Origin of the sequence: Glutamicibacter sp. FBE19 (assembly GCF_015524875.1) — a bacterium.
Classification (GTDB): domain Bacteria; phylum Actinomycetota; class Actinomycetes; order Actinomycetales; family Micrococcaceae; genus Glutamicibacter; species Glutamicibacter halophytocola.
The window spans coordinates 229,602-245,822 of record NZ_JACKQN010000004.1 but is presented as its reverse complement, the minus strand read 5'-3'; the positions used below and the strand labels follow the sequence as shown (position 1 = coordinate 245,822).

Below are 16,221 nucleotides of genomic sequence, written 5' to 3'. Positions count from 1 at the left end.
TCTGTGTTTCCATGACTTTATGCCCGATTACGTGGGAACGTCAAGCTAATAGTGATGGAATTTTGGGCTAAGCGGCATATTGGCGTGGGATTGGTTGGCATTGTGCCAAGTAGATGGTCTGTACGCTGAGAAAATCAGCTTTAAATAGTTTGCCTTGGCTGTCCCCCGGACGTTCAATAGTGGCGGTTAAAGGGGTGCGCGGCATAGCAAGGCCCGCCTCGATGTGCGTGCCTGGCGGCACGGCGGAATATTGCGCTGAATCCTCCTGGAAATGGCGAGTGGCGGACAACCATAAAGGTTGTCCGCCACTCGAACCAGCGGCCTGGGATCGCCTAGGCGAGCACCTGGCGCTTGGAGGAAATCACGCCGGTATTGAACCCGGCCAGGCGCAGGCCGCCGTGGAAGCGGGCGTGTTCGATCTTCACGCAGCGGTCCATCACGACATTCATGCCTGCGGCCTCGGCACGGCGGGCCACGTCCTCATGCCATGATCCCAGCTGCAGCCATAGGGTCTTCGCGCCCACGGCCAATGCCTCATCCAAAACCGATGGCAGGTCATCATGCTTGCGGAAGACCTCCACCAGATCCGGAGCCTCTGGCAGGTCCGCGAGGGACTTGTACACCGGCTGGCCCAGGATCTCATCCAGCACCGGGTTGATGAAGTACACCTTGTACTTGGATGAGGACAGCAGGAAGGTCGCTACGAAGTAGCTGGCCCGCGATGGCTTGTTGGAGGCTCCCACGATGGCGATGGACTTGGTTTCGCGCAGGATGTTCAGCCGTTGCGCGGCTCCCGGGCCTTCCCAGGTGCGTTCGGTGGTGCTCATTAGTTGGCTCCCTTCGGGGCTGCAGGAATGGCGCACGCGGCACCATCATAGGGCGGTTCCGCAAATTCATCGGCGGAACCGGAGATTGCTTCCTGGGAGGCGGCCAAAGCCTGGTCCAGATCCCAGAGGATGTCTTCGACATCTTCCAGGCCCACCGACAGGCGGATCAGGTCTTCGGGGACGCCGGCGGCAATCAGCTGGTCTGCGCTGAGCTGCTGGTGGGTGGTGGAGGCCGGGTGCAGCACCAGGGTGCGGGCATCGCCGATATTGGCCAAGTGGCTGGCCAGCTGCAGGGCCTCGATGAACTTGGAGCCGGCTTGGCGTCCGCCCTTCACGCCAAAGCTGAAGACCGAACCGACACCCATGGGCAGCAGTTCCGTGGCGTGGGCATGCTGCGGGTGGGATTCCAGTCCGGCGTAGTTCACGTAGGTGACCCGTGGATCAGCTTCGAGCCAGGCGGCGACCTGCTTGGCATTGGCCAAGTGGTTGTCCATGCGCTGGGGCAGGGTTTCCAGGCCCTGCAAGAGCTGGAATGCCGACTGGGCCGGCAGGGCCGGGCCGAAGTCGCGCAGCTGCTCGCTGCGCAGCTTGGTGAGGAAGCCGTATTCGCCGAAGTTGGCCCACCAGGAAACGTTGCCGTAGCTGGCCACCGGTTCGGTCATCGCGGGGAACTTGCCGTTGCCCCAGTCGAATTTGCCGGACTCGATGACCACGCCGCCGAGGGTCGTGCCGTGGCCGCCAATGAACTTGGTTGCCGAGTGGATGACAATATCGGCCCCGTGCTCGATAGGGCGCAGGATATAAGGGGGAGTGAGCGTGGAGTCGACCACCAGCGGGATCAGGTGGCGGTGCGCCACCTCGGCCAGGCCCTTCAGGTCGGCAATGTCGCCCGAGGGGTTGGCCACCACCTCGGTGTACACCGCCTTGGTGTTCTCTTCAATGGCCGCTTCGAAGTCGGCTGGGTCATTGGAATCGACGAAGGTGGTGTTGATGCCAAAGCGGCGCAGCGAAACATCAAGCTGGGTGATGGTTCCTCCGTAGAGCTTCGAGGAGGCCACGATGTGGTCGCCGGCCTGGGCCAGGGCGGCGAAGGTCACGAACTCGGCGGCCATGCCGGAGCCGGTGGCTACAGCGCCGATGCCGCCCTCCAGCGAGGCCATGCGCTCCTCGAAAGCCGCGACGGTCGGGTTGCCGATGCGCGAGTAGATATTTCCGTACTTCTGCAGCGCGAAGAGGTTGGCCGCGTCGTCGGCGTCCTTGAAGACAAATGAGGTGCTCTGGTAGATGGGTACTGCGCGGGCGCCGTGCTCCGCATCGGGGGTGCCACCGGCGTGCAATGCGCGGGTGCGGAATCCAAACTTGTGATCTGCCATGATGGCTTACGACTCCTTGTCGACGGGGTTTTCGCGCTTCACCGCCCGGCGGTGGTGCGATCGAGGCAGGAATCCCGGAATCAATGTCGCTTCTTGCTGTGGTTGAACAAGACAGGCGGCTGCATCGTTTCTGGCGGTAGCACCGTAACCACCGGATGTGGCAGGTTGCTGCGGCGTCAACGAACCAGATCTCTCAGCCGCTCGGGATGGTGTAACAATCTTCGCAACATGACCGTTCATGACCTAACTATGAGTCTTAACGTTGCGTATTGGACGTAGTGCCGGAGATTCTTCGATCACTGTGCTCGCCGGTACGCTTGAGTCATGGATACTGCGCTGGTATTGATCAGACACGGGCTGACCGATTGGAATCTGGCCGGCCGCCTTCAGGGGCGCACCGACATTCCGCTCAACGACACCGGACGCGAACAAGCCCGCGGTGTAGGGCGCGAACTTCAAGGCCAGGGGTTCTCCCTGGTGCTGGCATCCCCGCTGGGCCGCGCGCAGGAAACCGCCGCGTTGATCGCCCGGGAGCTGGAGGCGGAGACCGGCCGGAGCGTCCCGGAATTGATTGAACGCGGTTTCGGACCGCTCGAAGGCCGGATCATGGCCCAGGTGAGCGATGAGGAATCGGCCGCGCTCCAGGATCAATTGGAGCCAATCGACGAGATCCTGCGCAGGGCAATTCCTGCCTTGGTTGATCTGTCGATCGAGCATGCGGGCAGGAAGGTGGCCGTGGTCAGCCATGGAGCCACCATGCGCGCCATTCGTGATGCGCTGGCCGGAACCAAGCTGCCGCGCGGCGTGGACAATGGCGAGGTCATCGAGATTGACATCCAGCGCCTGCGCGAACTGGCTGAAGGGCTGGATCTGGTCAGCTGCTAGGGGCCCAGAAGTTTTTCCTATCGCCACCTCACATTTTTGCTCCGCGATGCGTTTACATGGTGAAAGCCCGTAAAGGTGCCGACCTTCAGGAGAGCCATGCAAGTGCCGTTTGAGCGGATAGTCCAGGATTACGGGCTGAACGTGCTTCGCGTTTGCCGCGCCCTGCTCGATGAGCATCGCGCCCAGGATGCCTGGTCCGAAACTTTCCTTTCAGCGCTCAAGGCCTATCCGCAGCTTGCCGAGGACGCCAACGTCCTGGCCTGGCTGGTCCGCATTGCACGGAACAAGGCCATCGATGAGCTGCGCAAGAACAAGCCGGAGATCCTCGTCGACCATCATCAGTGGGACCAGATTGATGGCGAGCCGCAACCGGCACTGCAGCTGGAGAATCTCCAGCTCTGGCAGGAAGTAGGCAGGCTCCCCGAGAAGCAGCGGCTGGTGGTCGGCTACAGGTATCTGGGCGGACTGACCTATGCGCAGATTGCCCAAATGGTTTCTGGCACTGAAGCCGCCGCGCGGCGAGCGGGCAGCGACGGGCTCAAGAACCTTCGCCGATTGCTCGGCGATGACACACTGTGGCAGGAGAAGTCATGACTGATGCACCGATCAACTCTTCGGCAACCGGAGAAGAGGCCCAAGTTCTGGAGCAGCTGGGAATCGAGCTGCGGGCCAAGGCGCAGGCCGGGGATCTTGTCGATATTTCCTACCGAGTCGTTGATAGCCCGATAGGGTCTTTGCTGCTGGCCAGCACCCCAGCCGGCCTGGTGCGGGTAGCTTTTGAAACCGAGGGCCATGAGAGGATTCTCGAGGTGCTCGCCCAGAAGCTCAGCCCGCGCATTCTCAAGGACCCCGCGCGTTTGGATGCTGTGGCCCGGCAACTCGATGAGTACTTTGCCGGAACCCGGCACAACTTCGATGTGCCTCTGGACCTGAAGCTTTCCACCGACTTCCGCCGCCGGGTGCAGCTGGAACTGGGCATGATCGGCTACGGGCAGACGTGGAGCTACTCGCAGATGGCGCAGCGCATTGGCAATCCCAAGGCCGTGCGCGCCGTAGGCTCGGCCTGCGCGACCAATCCGATTCCCATTGTCCTGCCCTGCCACCGGGTATTGCGCACCGATGGATCACTGGGCGGCTATCTTGGCGGACTTGAAGCGAAGACGGAATTGCTGACACTGGAAAATCCCCGCTTCGGCGGTACGCCAGGCACCCTCTTCTAGGCTTCTCGCTCAGTTGTTGGCGCGGATGCGCTGAAGCGAGTGCTGGAGCTGGGTCTTGCCCTGCTCAGGCAAGCCAAGCAGCGGGACCATGGCTTCGGCTTGAAGCAGCAAATGCTCCCAGCCGTCGGAATATTCCAGGCCTTGCTCGATGGCAGCCTTGATGGTTCCGGTCGTGTGCGCGCTGTACACAAAATCATAGACATAGGTGCCTGGAAGCAGCTGCGCGGTGCCCCAAGCGGCCCCGTCTTCGGCATGCTTGCCGATGGGCGTGGCATTAATGATGAGGGAAGCCTGCGCTGCGGCCTGCGATGCCCGGGGCCAATCCACGCTCTTGCCCGGGACTCCCATGTGGGTGGCCAAGGAGAGCAGCTGGTTGGCCGCTTCTTGATCACGGTCCGCGATGGTGACGGTGCCGATATGTCCTTGGAGCGCAACCAGGGCTGCGCGGGCCGCGCCTCCGGCACCGAGGAATACAACGTGATCATGCATTCTGGTAGCCAGTTTGGTTGCCACCGCAATTAGATCGGTGTTGTAGGCATGGAGTTTTCCGCCCTGGCGGATCAATAGATTGGCTGCTCCACTGAGGCTGACCTGTTCGGAGCGTTCGTCGGCGATGCCTGCTGCCCACTGCTTATGCGGCATGGTCACGTTGGCGCCTATGACTTCCGTTGAGAGCAGGCTGTTGCGGATTTCCTGCATGGGGCTGTGCGCGGGAACGTCCCGTGGCTCGTAGCTCCAGTGATTGCCCAGCGCCTCGAACACAGGATTCCAGAGATCCGGCGACATGGTTTGCGAAGCATGGGAACCAATGATGAACAGCTGTGTTGCGTTGATGGAGTGGCTCATTGTTGTCCTTTCGAGACGAGCTTGCCCAGCATGGATTACGGAAACCGCCACACCTCTTGTGACTCGCCTCACCTTGCTGTACTTTAACTATTGTCGCATATCGCACGTTTGTGCGTATACCGTACAACTAACATTAGTGCAGGACGGAAAGCATCCCTGCTGCTGTGGAAGGACATCCCATGAGCAAGACCATCAGCCATTCGAGCGCCAGCCTCGACGAGGAACAGCGGCGCAGGCTCAAGCGCGCCAAGAAGGCTGCGCTCGCGGGATTCCTCGGCGGCGCGCTGGAATACTACGATTTCTTCATCTACGCGACGGCCGCCTCGCTGATCTTTTCCAAGATCTTCTTCCCTTCAGGGGACGCGACCATCGCCCTGCTTGCATCCTTTGCGACTTTCGGCGTCGCCTACATCGCCAGGCCTTTCGGCGCAGTGTTCTTCGGGCATCTCGGTGACAAGATTGGGCGCAAGGCAACGCTGGTGATGACCTTGGTGCTGATGGGCTCGGCAACCTTCCTCATCGGTGTGCTGCCCGACTTCTCGACTGCTGGATACTGGGCCCCGGCGCTTCTGGTGATCCTGCGCTTGATGCAGGGGCTTTCTGCCGGTGCGGAGACCGCCGGCGCGTCGGCGCTATCCACCGAGGAAGCTCCGGAAGGCCGTCGTGGATTTTTCGCCAGCTTTGCGATGAGCGGCATTTCCTTTGGCATCGTTCTGGCCTCGATCGCGTTCCTTCCGGTAGCGGCGATGGACGAGCCGGCGCGTCTGGCCTGGGGCTGGCGAATCCCATTCTGGCTGTCATTGCTGGTTCTCGTGGCCGCCTTCCTGGTGCGCCGCTCCTTGGAGGAGCCCGAGGTATTTGAGGAAAAGCAGGAAGAAGAACAGCTGGTGAAGCTTCCTTTCACCAAGATGATCACCACTCACCCGGCCCAGTTCATGCAAGTGGCGCTGATGTCCTTCCAGGTGGTCACGAATACGTTCATGCAGTCCTTCGGGTTGGCTTATGCAGTGTCCGTCGGCATTCCCGCGGCGACCATGTTGTGGGTGAGTATCGCAGGAAACGTGGTTGCCATTGTCAGCCAGCCGTTCTTTGCCCGGCTCTCGGATAATTTCGGGCGCAAGAAGGTGTTTATCGGAGGCGTGCTGGGTTCTGGCGTGATGATCTTCGTGTACTTCCTGACGATTTCCACGGGCAATCTGGCCATGGTCTTTGTATCCAGCATGCTGATTACGGCCGGAACGTACGCAGCCTCGAATTCCGTGTACCCGGCGTGGTTCTCTGAACTGTTCAACGTGAAGGTCCGCTATTCGGGAATGGCCATTGGGCTGCAGGTCGGTATCCTCTGTGCCGGCTTTACCCCGCTGCTGGCCACGGCACTTGTTGGCGGCGTGTCGGCCAACTGGGGCCCAGCGGCCTGGATTGTCGCCGCTTCATCGATTCTCGCGGTTGCTGGCGCGGCATGGGCGCGGGAAACCAGCAAGACGGAGCTGCGGGAGCTGGGCAACCCGGTTCCCTGATCACGGTCTTCGCGAACTAATTCCTTAAACGGCTGTGGCCGCCACCTCCGATAAATTCGGAAGTGGCGGCCACAGCTTTCAGCCCTGGGGCTGCTTACTTGCGCAGTTCGAAACGATCTGCGTCCATGAGCTTCGCCCAGGCTGCAGCGAAGTCCTTGACGAACTTCTGCTTGGCATCGTCCGAAGCATAAACCTCGGCCAGTGCGCGCAGCTCGGAGTTCGAGCCGAAGACCAGGTCTACGCGGCTGCCGACCCAGCGGCCGTCAGTGGTTGCGTAGGTCTTCTCTTCTGCATCCGGGGTCCATTCAAGGCCCAGTTCCAGCAGGTTGGCGAAGAAGTCGTTGGTCAGCACGCCCGGGGTATCGGTGAATACGCCGGTGTTCGAGCCATCCCAGTTGTTGCCCAGTACGCGCAGCCCGCCCACCAGCACGGTGGTTTCCGGTGCGGTCAGGCCCAGCAGATTGGCGCGGTCCAGCAGCAGGTACTCGGAAGGCAGGTTCAAGAAGCCCGAGTCGTAGTTGCGGAATCCGTCAGCTACTGGCTCCAGCCATGCGAACTGCTCGACATCGGTCTGCTCCTGGGTAGCGTCAACGCGACCCGGAGTGAAAGGAACCTCGATCTGCTGGCCGCCAGCCGAAGCTGCCAGCTCAACACCTACGTTGCCGGCCAAAACCACAACGTCGGCGAAGGAGGTCTTGATCGCGGAAGTAGCGTTGAAGTCGTCAACGATTTCTTCCAGCTTTGCGATCACTGGCTTGAGCTGCTCTGGCTGGTTCACGCTCCAGGAAACCTGTGGTTCCAAACGGATGCGTCCGCCGTTGGCGCCGCCGCGCTTGTCCGAGGAGCGGAAGGTTGCCGCTGCCTTCCAAGCGGTGGAGACCAGCTGCTGTACGCTCAGGCCGGATTCCTTGATCAGGTTCTTGAGTGCCGAAACTTCTGCAGCGCCCAGGGTGGTTTCTGGTGCAGCTGGCAGTGGATCCTGCCACAGCAGATCTTCTGCTGGAACCTCTGGACCGAAGTAGCGGGACTTCGGGCCCATGTCGCGGTGGGTCAGCTTGAACCACGCACGAGCGAAGGCGTCGGCAAACTTGTCCTGGTTGTCCTTGAACTCGCGGGAGATCTTCTCGTAGGAAGGATCGAAGCGCAGGGCCAGGTCGCTGGTGAGCATGCGTGGCTCGCGGCGAACCGAGGAGTTGTGGGCCATTGGAACCATGTCGGCTCCGCCGTTGTCCTTTGGACGCCACTGCTGGGCGCCGGCAGGGGAGTGGAACAGTTCCCACTCGTAAGCGAAGAGGATGTGGAAGAACTCGTTGTCCCAACGGGTTGGGTGGTAGGTCCAGGTAACTTCCAGGCCGGAGCCGATGGTGTCATCGCCGTTGCCGGTACCGAAGTCGGACTTCCAGCCCAGACCCTGCATTTCCAGCGGGGAAGCTTCCGGGTCGCCGCTCTTGTGCGACTCGGCGCTGGCACCGTGGGTCTTGCCGAAGGTGTGGCCACCGGCAATCAGGGCGACGGTTTCCTCGTCGTCCATGCCCATGCGGCGGAAGGTTTCACGGATATCCGCTGCGGAAGCCAGTGGGTCGGCAACGCCGTCCGGGCCTTCTGGGTTGACGTAGATCAGGCCCATCTGGACAGCTGCCAGTGGTGCGTCGAGGTTGCGGGCGCCGGTGTAGCGTTCGCTTTCCAGCCATACCTTCTCAGGACCCCAGTAAACGTCTTCGTCTGGTTCCCAGACGTCCTTGCGGCCACCGGCGAAGCCGAAGGTCTCAAAGCCCATGTCTTCCAGCGCGACGTTGCCGGCCAGGATCATGAGGTCAGCCCAGGAGATGGACTGGCCGTACTTCTTCTTCACTGGCCACAGCAGGCGGCGAGCCTTATCCAGGTTCACGTTATCTGGCCACGAGTTCAGCGGAGCGAAGCGCTGCTGGCCTGCAGATCCGCCACCGCGGCCGTCGTGCGAGCGGTAGGTGCCGGCAGAGTGCCAAGCCATGCGAATCAGGAAGGGGCCGTAGTGGCCGAAGTCAGCTGGCCACCAGTCGTAGGACTTGGTCATGACCTCGGCGAGATCAGCCTTGACTGCTGCCAGATCCAGAGCTTCGAAAGCCTTGATGTAATCGAAGTCTGCATCCAGGGGGTTGGTAGCCTCCTGATTCTTTGCAAGGATCTTCAGATTCAGCTTATTTGGCCACCACTCGGTGTTGGCGTTTCCCTGGGTCGGGTGTACTCGACCGGTGTTGCCTACAACCGGGCACTGACCTGCTGTTGTCTCAGACATATGCTCTTCCTTCCGGATTCTTTGGGGTTTGTGGTTCGATGTTCATCGCCCGAGGGGGTCCCGAATGATGACAAAGTTTTGGGGCCGTGCGGCTACCCGCCGAGATTCTTAGCCTGGCACTCGGGGCAGATGCCCCAATAGATGACTTCGGCTTCATCGATCTTGAAGCCGTGGTCATCCGACGCGTGCAAACAAGGGGCTCCGCCGACAGCGCAGTCGACGTCAGCTAGGGTTCCGCACTGGCGGCACACCACGTGATGATGGTTGTCGCCGACGCGGGTTTCGTAGCGTGCGATATGCCCTTGAGGCTGTATCTGGCGGATGACGCCCAAACTGGTGAACAGCTTGAGCGAATCGTAGACCGCCTGGTGTGACACCGTGGGATGCTCACTGTGGACCGCCGAAATAATTGTTTCGGTGTCCGCGTGAGGGTGCGCGGCAACCGCAGCGAGTACCGCAACGCGTGGTTGCGTGACTCGCATAGAGGCAGCCTTGAGCACTTGCTCGATCCCGTCCAGAGATGTCATATCTTCAGCATGACCGCTTATCTTGAATGAGTCAAGATAAGTAGAGATGTATTTCAGGTTGCTACGCGATGTTCCTTGATGAACTTCTGGTGTTCTGCCCTGGTTAGTAAATATTCTCATTTCAGAATATATATTTTGTGTTTGGCGTAGCGGCCGAAGATACCGCAAAAACCGAACGAGGAGTCCGGCCTCGGCAGAATTCGCCAAGGAATCGGGCATCGGATTTCGCTGAGCGGGATCTGGAATTCTGGGCGACTTCGGGCAGGAATTATGCACACGCGAGCAAGCTCACATGGCTGTGAACGGCCTATGAGCAGTACGCCATGAACGGGGTGCTTGCCGCAAAAACCCCGAGAATCAGGCGCTCTGGTTTGACCAATGGGTGTGGGTCGACCATGCTTAAAAAGGCCTATTTAGGATTTATTGTGACAATTCGAGAAGAAATAGCGTCGGGTCACCGGTAACATTCCCGTGGCAATATGCAGGGTTAGTTGTATCAATCAGCACCCTCTGACGCTAGATTTGGATTCAGTGAATCGACACCGATAAGCAATTCGCAATCAAGCACACTGCAGGGCAATCGCGTCCCCTCGAAGCGATAACTCGCCGGGCGCCGGCAGGATTTCGTTCGCCGAGCCTTACCAGTGAAGGAAGAACGCAATGAAGCAGACGGATCAATCATTTGAAGACCTCGTCGGCGAGCTGCATTCAGCTCGACAACGACGACCAAAGAAATATTCGGTTTCAGGAACCGACTATTGGGTATTCGGAATCGCTGGCGCCTTGGCGCTGGCATTTATCATTTGGGGTTTCGTTACCCCCGAAGGCTTGGGTAAAGCCGCAGACGTGGCCCTTAACTGGGTCATCACCAACACTGGTTGGCTGTTTATCATTGCAGCCTCGGTATTCGCAATATTTGTCATCGTGGTCGCTGCGAAGAACTTCGGGCGCATCCCGCTGGGCAAGGACGACGAAAAACCGCAATTCAGCACGGTTTCATGGATCTCCATGATGTTTGCTACCGGCATGGGCATCGGCTTGGTGTTCTATGGCGTGGGAGAACCGCTGTTCTTCTACATGTCACCGCCGCCAGGCACCGTTGAAGGGTCTACCGACGCTGCATTGAGCACCGCCATGGGCACCACGCTCTTCCACTGGACGCTGTTCCCGTGGGCGATGTATGCCATCGTCGGCTTGGGCATGGCCTACGGCAGTTTCCGCCTGGGGCGCCCGCAGCTGTTCTCGGCAATGTTCTCCTCCGTCTTCGGAGAGCGCATTGTGCACGGCTGGGGCGGCCGCACCATTAATATCCTCGCCATTATCGCTACCCTTTTCGGCTCCGCCTGTTCGCTGGGCCTGGGCGCACTGCAGATTGGTGGCGGCATCCAGTCCGCTGGCATCCTTGAAAAGGTTGGCTCCGGCGTCCTGGTAGTGATCATCGCGATCCTTACCGCATTGTTTGTCGCTTCGGCTGTCTCCGGCATCGAGCGCGGCATCCAGTGGCTGTCGAACATCAACATGGTCTTGGCAGTGATCCTGGCGCTGATCGTGTTCATTGGCGGCCCAACGCTATTCATCCTCAACGTCGTCCCGAACGCCGTGGGCGCATTCATTGGCGACCTTCCAGAGATGGCTTCGCGTACCGCGGCCTCTGGCGACGGCACCATGTCCAGCTGGCTGTCCTCCTGGACTGTCTTCTACTGGGCTTGGTGGATCTCATGGAGCCCATTCGTTGGCCTGTTCATCGCTCGCATTTCGCGTGGCCGCACCATCCGCCAGTTTGTCACCGGCGTGCTGCTGGTTCCATCGGCTGTCACCCTGCTGTGGTTCTCCATCTTCGGCGGTGGCGCCATTGGCTTGCAGGAACGCGCGGAGCGTGCAGGCAACACCGGCGAGGCGCTGGCCAAGGTGGTGGATGGGGCTCCGGACATCAACTTCGACCTGATCCTCTTCGATCTGCTTAATGCGCTTCCGCTCTCCGGCTGGATTGCCACGGTGCTGATGATCGTCACGGTCTTGCTGATCGCGATCTTCTTCGTCACCGGCGCCGACTCGGCTTCCATCGTGATGGGTGCCTTGAGCGAGCGCGGAGCCGAGGAGCCGACCAAGAAGTCCGTGGTCTTCTGGGGTGTGGCCACCGGTGCTGTTGCCGCAGTCATGCTGTTGGCGGGTGGCGATCATCCGGCCGAGGCGCTCAACGGCCTGAAGAACATCACGATTGTCTCGGCCTTGCCGTTCGTGATCGTGATGCTGCTGTTGTGCGTCGCACTATGGAAGGACCTGAGCCGCGATCCGCTGATCTTGCGCGGCAAGGTGGCCCGCACAGTGCTTGAGCAATCGGTGACCCAGGGCGTGGACCGGCACGAAGGCAGCCAGTTCAGCCTGATGACCACCGAGATTCCCATCATCAAGCCGGCCGGGAAGCCAGAAGATGGTGTGGTGGATTCAGCTCAGGTGATAGTTACCGAGGCTGTTGTGGAACCGTCCACGGATTCTTCCGAATCCAAGGATTCCTAGCTTTAAATAGTCGAAGCCACGTCCCGCGGGACGTGGCTTCGACTATTTAAAGCGGATTTTCTTCAGTTGCGCTTTAGCGGCGTGCCCGGCAGATTGCATTGATCTCGGGAATGCACGGTTCATTCTGCAGGCTGGTGGTGTCACCCAGCGTGGTTCCTTCAAATAGCTGCGTGAGCAAGCGGCGCATGATCTTGCCCGAACGGGTTTTGGGAACATCCGGTACCAGCAGCACATCGCGCGGCTTGGCAATCGGGCCTATCTGGGTGGCTACCGTGGAACGAAGTTCAGCTATGAATTGTGCCTGGCGCGCGGCGAGCTGCTCATCAGGGTTTTCGCCAATCAGCGACTTGTCCAGGGGCACCACGAAGGCGGTGGCCGCATGTCCGGTTTTTGCATCCGGGGTGGGGCAGACTCCGGCCTCGACGACGCCGGGGTTGGTGACCAGCGCAGACTCGATTTCAATGGTCGATAACCGGTGCCCGGAAATATTGATCACGTCATCGGTGCGGCCCAGGATGAAAATATCTCCATCCTCGTCAAAACGTGCCCCATCGCCTGCGAGGAACCAGCCTTGCTGGACGTACTTCTCCCAGTAGCTGGTGTAGTAGCGTTCAGGGTTGCCCCATACCGTACGCGCCATGGACGGGCCGGTGCGGGTGATGACAATATTGCCCTGGGTGTTGGGCTCAACTCGCTGTCCCTGGGCATCAACGATGTCCACGGAAACGCCCGGCAGGGCACGGGCGGCGCATCCTGGCTTGAAGTAGTCGTCGGTCGGCAAAGGGGAGAGGACCGTCGCCCCGGACTCGGACTGCCACCAGGTATCCACCATCGGAATGCCTGCCGGGGTATCGCGGCCAAGCTGTTCGCGCAGCCACCGCCAGGCCTCCGGGTTAACCGCTTCGCCAACGGTGCCGCCGACGTTGATGGAGGACAGGTCGTAGGATTTGGGAATGCCCTCGGGGAACCAGCCCATCAACGAGCGGACCAAGGTCGGGGCCGTGTAGTAGCTGGTGACCTTGTAGCGTTCGATGACTTCGAAGTGGCGTCCGGGATGCGGCGCGTTGGGCACGCCTTCATAAATCACCTGGGTGACGCCGTTGGATAGCGGTCCATAGATCTCATAGGTGTGGGCCGTGATCCATGCCAGGTCCGCGGTGCACCAGTGCACGTCATTCTCGCGCTGGGAGGCATCCGGGTTGGCGAAGAGCATGTTGTAGCTGGCGGCAGCCTGGGTCAGGTAGCCACCGGTGGTGTGCACCAGGCCCTTGGGCTGTCCGGTGGTTCCGGAGGTGTACATGATGAACAGCGGAGTTTCAGAGTCGAAGAACTGCGCTTCATGTTCGGTGGGCTGGGTGTCGACAACATCGTGCCACCAGACGTCGCGGCCTTCGGTCCACGGGATCTGATCGCCGGTGCGTCGAATGACCAGCACTTTTTCGATCTCATTCTCGCCGGAGACCGCTTCGTCGGCATTGTCCTTGACCGGCACCGAGGCGCCGCGGCGGAATTGGCCATCGGTGGTCACCAGCACCTTGGCCTTCGTGTCTTCCACGCGGAACTTCAACGCTTCGGCAGAGAATCCGCCGAAGACCAGCGAATGGACGGCGCCGATGCGGGCGCAGGCCAGCGTGATGACGACGGTTTCGATGAGGACCGGAAGGTAGATGACCACGCGGTCGCCCTTGACCACGCCCAAGGATTCCAAAGCGTGGGCGGCCTGGCTGATGCGTTCTTGCAGGTTCTTGTAGGTGACGGCCACCCGGTCGCCGGGTTCGCCCTCGAAATACAGTGCGACCTTGTCTCCGCGGCCGGCGGCCACATGCCGGTCGGCGCAGTTCACCGCGGCATTGAGCTTGCCACCCAGATACCAGGAGATCTGCGGTCCGCGCTTGGCTTCCGGGTCAGCTGGGAGGATCTGGCTGGTGGTATGCCAGCTGGTGTCCCAATCAAGGAGGCGTGCCGCGTCGTCCCAGAATGCTTGGCGTGCTTCCTCAGAGGCAAATGCAGAGGTTGGTGCCGATTCGATGGTCATTACAGAGTATTCCTTGGAGTGTCTATTCGGTGGCTGGTTTGGTACTTGATCGCTAGTGCCCTCGGGCCCGGGGCTTTTATGGCGCGGCGTTCGGAGGCAGCGAGCAGGGCAACGGCAAGTATTCCGAGGAAGGCCAGGTGTTGCTTGTGCCCTGGAGGTTCTTGGCCGAGGCGAATTGCCGGTCTTTGCCCATAGCCCGTTGTGGCTGCGAGCCTGAAAGCGCGGTGCGGCTCTGTGCCGTGGTGGCGAATCTGCGCGAGAAATTGACGAGGCCGGCGCCCAGTGCCATGGACGCGAGGCCCAGGTACTGCATTTGAGGCTGCGCAAAGCACAGTGCCATGATCATCTCCATCGGTCCTGGCGGTAGCACCGGCCTATGGAAGGTGTCCTCCATAGGTGGTTGCTGCGGCGTCACTGAGCCAGATCTCTCGGCCGCTCGGGATGGTTACACGTCTATTACAGGGTTTCGAAGGAATTGAATGCAAATCTTGCGTAACATGAAAAATCTTCGATAACTGTGCCACATGCGCGGGATATTTCGTTATTTATTTCATTGAATGCCGGTTTGATCGATAATGGGCGAATATGGGCAATTCATCTTCGGCATGATGCGCCATTGGCTGTTCAACCTGCCGGTCATCCCGGAGCCGCCCAAGGTCGAAATGTGACTTCGTGGCTTGGATGCATCGGTTTATTACGGCTACAAATGAATGACGACCCATCCAGAGCGGCTGAGAGATCTGGCTCGACGACGCCGCAGCAACCACCCGAAAAGGGAGACGGTGCTACCGCCAGGACCGATGGAAAGAATTGAGGACTTTTAATGTCATTTGGCGAGTTGCCAAACACCTCCGGTTTGGACTTCAACCAGCTCAGCGATCCTTCGCAGGCTAGCGCCATGGGACTAGACGACTTCGAAGAGCAGCTGCCCACGCGGCAACTGCTCAAGGTCACCCCCGGCCCCGGCGCGGATGAGCAATACGACCGGCTGGCTGAAATCTTTCGTCCGGTCTTCGCGCAAATCGCCAGCACCGCCAAGGACCGCGACCGCAACCGCGTTCTGCCCTTCGAGCAGGTAGGCCTGCTCAACCGCGAACGTTTCGGCGCACTGCGCATCCCAGTTGCCGAGGGCGGATACGGCGCGCGCCTGGTCGACGTGTTCCGCTTGCTCATCGAGCTGTCCGAAGCCGACTCGCATGTCGGCCAGCTGTGGCGCGCGCATATCGCGTTCGTGGAAAACGTGCTGGTCCTCGACGACCAAAAGCTGCGCAGTAAGTGGACCGCCCGCATCGCCGCCGGGCAAATTGTCGGCAACGCCTACACCGAACGCGGTGGCAATGCCCTGGGCACGCTGAACACCAAGGTGAGCCAGATTGATGGCCGCTGGCTGGTGGACGGTGAAAAGTACTACTGCACCGGTACCATTTTTGCCGACTGGACCACCGTGGCCGTGGCCCACCCGGAACTGCCCGGGCGCCAGATCGCGGTAGTCTCCACCCAGCACAGCGGCGTCAAGATCCTTGATGACTGGGATGGCTTTGGCCAGGGGCTCACCGGCACCGGAACCACGGAGTTCCACCAGGTCCCGGTGGACACGTTCATGCCGCAGCAGAGCAACGACTCCGAAGCGGCGATCTTCCAGCTGGTGCTCATGGCCGTGCAGGCAGGTATCGCCCGGGCGGCCCTGAACGACCTGCGCATTTCGGTGCAGAACCGCACCCGCATCTTCACCACCGGCACCGGCGTTCCGGTGCACCGCGAACCACAGGTGTTGCAACTGGTCGGCGAGGTGTCCGCGGAATCCTTCGCCGCGGACTCGGTCGTGATCGGCGCCGTCCTTGAAGTCGAAGCCGCACTGGTAGATCCGGGGCTCAACGACGAAGAACGCTATGCGGTCTGCGAACTGGCCGCCAACCGGGCGCAAACCATCGTCCAGCCACTCGTCATCGGTGCCACCAGCAAGCTCTTTGACGGCCTGGGCGCATCCTCGACCAGCGTCATCTGCAACCTGGACCGGCACTGGCGCAACGCCCGGACCATCGCCACCCACAACCCGGCCATTTACAAGGCCCGCATTGTGGGGGACTACGAGATCAATGCGGTCCAGCCGCAACGACTCTCGGTCACCGGCGAAGACAGCAACCATCGAGCCCACGGCGCCTGAGCGCGAACCACTAATCTTCACCACTACCCAACCAT

Annotated in this window: 12 protein-coding genes and 3 riboswitches; of the genes, 6 read left to right on the top strand and 6 right to left on the bottom strand. The window is 60.5% G+C overall.

Going from position 1 to position 16,221, the window contains the following annotated elements:
• Positions 1-332: 332 nt before the first annotated feature.
• Both H6F58_RS09315 and H6F58_RS09310 read right to left on the bottom strand, forming a co-directional pair.
• Complete coding sequence (locus H6F58_RS09315) at positions 333-827, bottom strand: CoA-binding protein (protein WP_195181627.1); 495 nt, start codon at positions 825-827, stop codon at positions 333-335.
• On the bottom strand, positions 827-2,200 hold the full coding sequence (locus tag H6F58_RS09310) for an O-acetylhomoserine aminocarboxypropyltransferase/cysteine synthase family protein (RefSeq protein ID WP_195181626.1): 1,374 nt from the start codon (positions 2,198-2,200) through the stop codon (positions 827-829). Before H6F58_RS09310 ends, H6F58_RS09315 begins: the two co-directional genes overlap by 1 nt.
• A gap of 118 nt (positions 2,201-2,318) precedes the next feature.
• A riboswitch (SAM riboswitch) is annotated at positions 2,319-2,413 on the bottom strand.
• Between the two features lie 111 nt (positions 2,414-2,524).
• Between H6F58_RS09310 and H6F58_RS09305 the strand changes: the two genes are divergently transcribed.
• The 3 genes from H6F58_RS09305 to H6F58_RS09295 all read left to right on the top strand — a co-directional run bounded on the left by H6F58_RS09305 (position 2,525) and on the right by H6F58_RS09295 (position 4,305).
• Positions 2,525-3,085: a histidine phosphatase family protein gene (locus H6F58_RS09305; protein ID WP_060700415.1), complete on the top strand. Its 561-nt coding sequence runs from the start codon at positions 2,525-2,527 to the stop codon at positions 3,083-3,085.
• Between the two features lie 96 nt (positions 3,086-3,181).
• Positions 3,182-3,679, top strand: coding sequence for an RNA polymerase sigma factor (locus H6F58_RS09300; protein WP_060700416.1), 498 nt, complete (start codon positions 3,182-3,184; stop codon positions 3,677-3,679).
• Positions 3,676-4,305, top strand: a complete 630-nt coding sequence (locus tag H6F58_RS09295; RefSeq protein WP_171919378.1) for a methylated-DNA--[protein]-cysteine S-methyltransferase — start codon at positions 3,676-3,678, stop codon at positions 4,303-4,305. Before H6F58_RS09300 ends, H6F58_RS09295 begins: the two co-directional genes overlap by 4 nt.
• Positions 4,306-4,314: 9 nt before the next feature.
• On the opposite strand, the gene H6F58_RS09290 is transcribed toward H6F58_RS09295, so the two are convergent.
• Entirely contained in the window at positions 4,315-5,151 is an 837-nt protein-coding gene (locus H6F58_RS09290; protein WP_195181625.1) for a shikimate dehydrogenase, read from the bottom strand.
• Between the two features lie 179 nt (positions 5,152-5,330).
• On the opposite strand from H6F58_RS09290, the gene H6F58_RS09285 reads away from it, so the two are divergent.
• Positions 5,331-6,668, top strand: a complete 1,338-nt coding sequence (locus tag H6F58_RS09285) for an MFS transporter (RefSeq protein ID WP_195181624.1) — start codon at positions 5,331-5,333, stop codon at positions 6,666-6,668.
• A 94-nt stretch (positions 6,669-6,762) separates the two neighbouring features.
• On the opposite strand, the gene katG is transcribed toward H6F58_RS09285, so the two are convergent.
• Positions 6,763-8,943 (bottom strand): catalase/peroxidase HPI, encoded by a 2,181-nt coding sequence (gene katG / locus H6F58_RS09280; RefSeq protein WP_195181623.1) that lies wholly within the window; start codon positions 8,941-8,943, stop codon positions 6,763-6,765.
• Positions 8,944-9,035: 92 nt separating this feature from the next.
• Positions 9,036-9,470, bottom strand: coding sequence for a Fur family transcriptional regulator (locus H6F58_RS09275; RefSeq protein WP_195181622.1), 435 nt, complete (start codon positions 9,468-9,470; stop codon positions 9,036-9,038).
• Between the two features lie 660 nt (positions 9,471-10,130).
• Between H6F58_RS09275 and H6F58_RS09270 the strand changes: the two genes are divergently transcribed.
• Positions 10,131-11,987, top strand: coding sequence for a BCCT family transporter (locus H6F58_RS09270; protein ID WP_195181621.1), 1,857 nt, complete (start codon positions 10,131-10,133; stop codon positions 11,985-11,987).
• Positions 11,988-12,060: 73 nt separating this feature from the next.
• Here H6F58_RS09270 and acs read toward each other — a convergent pair whose 3' ends face one another.
• On the bottom strand, positions 12,061-14,349 hold the full coding sequence (gene acs / locus H6F58_RS09265) for an acetate--CoA ligase (protein ID WP_280521037.1): 2,289 nt from the start codon (positions 14,347-14,349) through the stop codon (positions 12,061-12,063).
• Between the two features lie 18 nt (positions 14,350-14,367).
• Positions 14,368-14,470, bottom strand: a riboswitch (SAM riboswitch).
• A 267-nt stretch (positions 14,471-14,737) separates the two neighbouring features.
• A riboswitch (SAM riboswitch) is annotated at positions 14,738-14,829 on the top strand.
• A 16-nt stretch (positions 14,830-14,845) separates the two neighbouring features.
• Between acs and H6F58_RS09255 the strand changes: the two genes are divergently transcribed.
• Positions 14,846-16,186, top strand: a complete 1,341-nt coding sequence (locus H6F58_RS09255; protein WP_195181618.1) for an acyl-CoA dehydrogenase — start codon at positions 14,846-14,848, stop codon at positions 16,184-16,186.
• Positions 16,187-16,221: the final 35 nt, after the last annotated feature.

Bases quoted from the DNA above. Each gene is read 5' to 3' on its own strand.
- H6F58_RS09270 (WP_195181621.1), top strand. From the start codon at position 10,131: ATGAAGCAGACGGATCAATCATTTGAAGACCTCGTCGGCGAGCTGCAT.
- H6F58_RS09300 (WP_060700416.1), top strand. From the start codon at position 3,182: ATGCAAGTGCCGTTTGAGCGGATAGTCCAGGATTACGGGCTGAACGTG.
- H6F58_RS09310 (WP_195181626.1), bottom strand. From the start codon at position 2,200: ATGGCAGATCACAAGTTTGGATTCCGCACCCGCGCATTGCACGCCGGT.
- H6F58_RS09290 (WP_195181625.1), bottom strand. From the start codon at position 5,151: ATGAGCCACTCCATCAACGCAACACAGCTGTTCATCATTGGTTCCCAT.
- H6F58_RS09285 (WP_195181624.1), top strand. From the start codon at position 5,331: ATGAGCAAGACCATCAGCCATTCGAGCGCCAGCCTCGACGAGGAACAG.
- H6F58_RS09305 (WP_060700415.1), top strand. From the start codon at position 2,525: ATGGATACTGCGCTGGTATTGATCAGACACGGGCTGACCGATTGGAAT.
- H6F58_RS09255 (WP_195181618.1), top strand. From the start codon at position 14,846: ATGTCATTTGGCGAGTTGCCAAACACCTCCGGTTTGGACTTCAACCAG.
- H6F58_RS09295 (WP_171919378.1), top strand. From the start codon at position 3,676: ATGACTGATGCACCGATCAACTCTTCGGCAACCGGAGAAGAGGCCCAA.
- H6F58_RS09275 (WP_195181622.1), bottom strand. From the start codon at position 9,470: ATGACATCTCTGGACGGGATCGAGCAAGTGCTCAAGGCTGCCTCTATG.
- katG (WP_195181623.1), bottom strand. From the start codon at position 8,943: ATGTCTGAGACAACAGCAGGTCAGTGCCCGGTTGTAGGCAACACCGGT.
- H6F58_RS09315 (WP_195181627.1), bottom strand. From the start codon at position 827: ATGAGCACCACCGAACGCACCTGGGAAGGCCCGGGAGCCGCGCAACGG.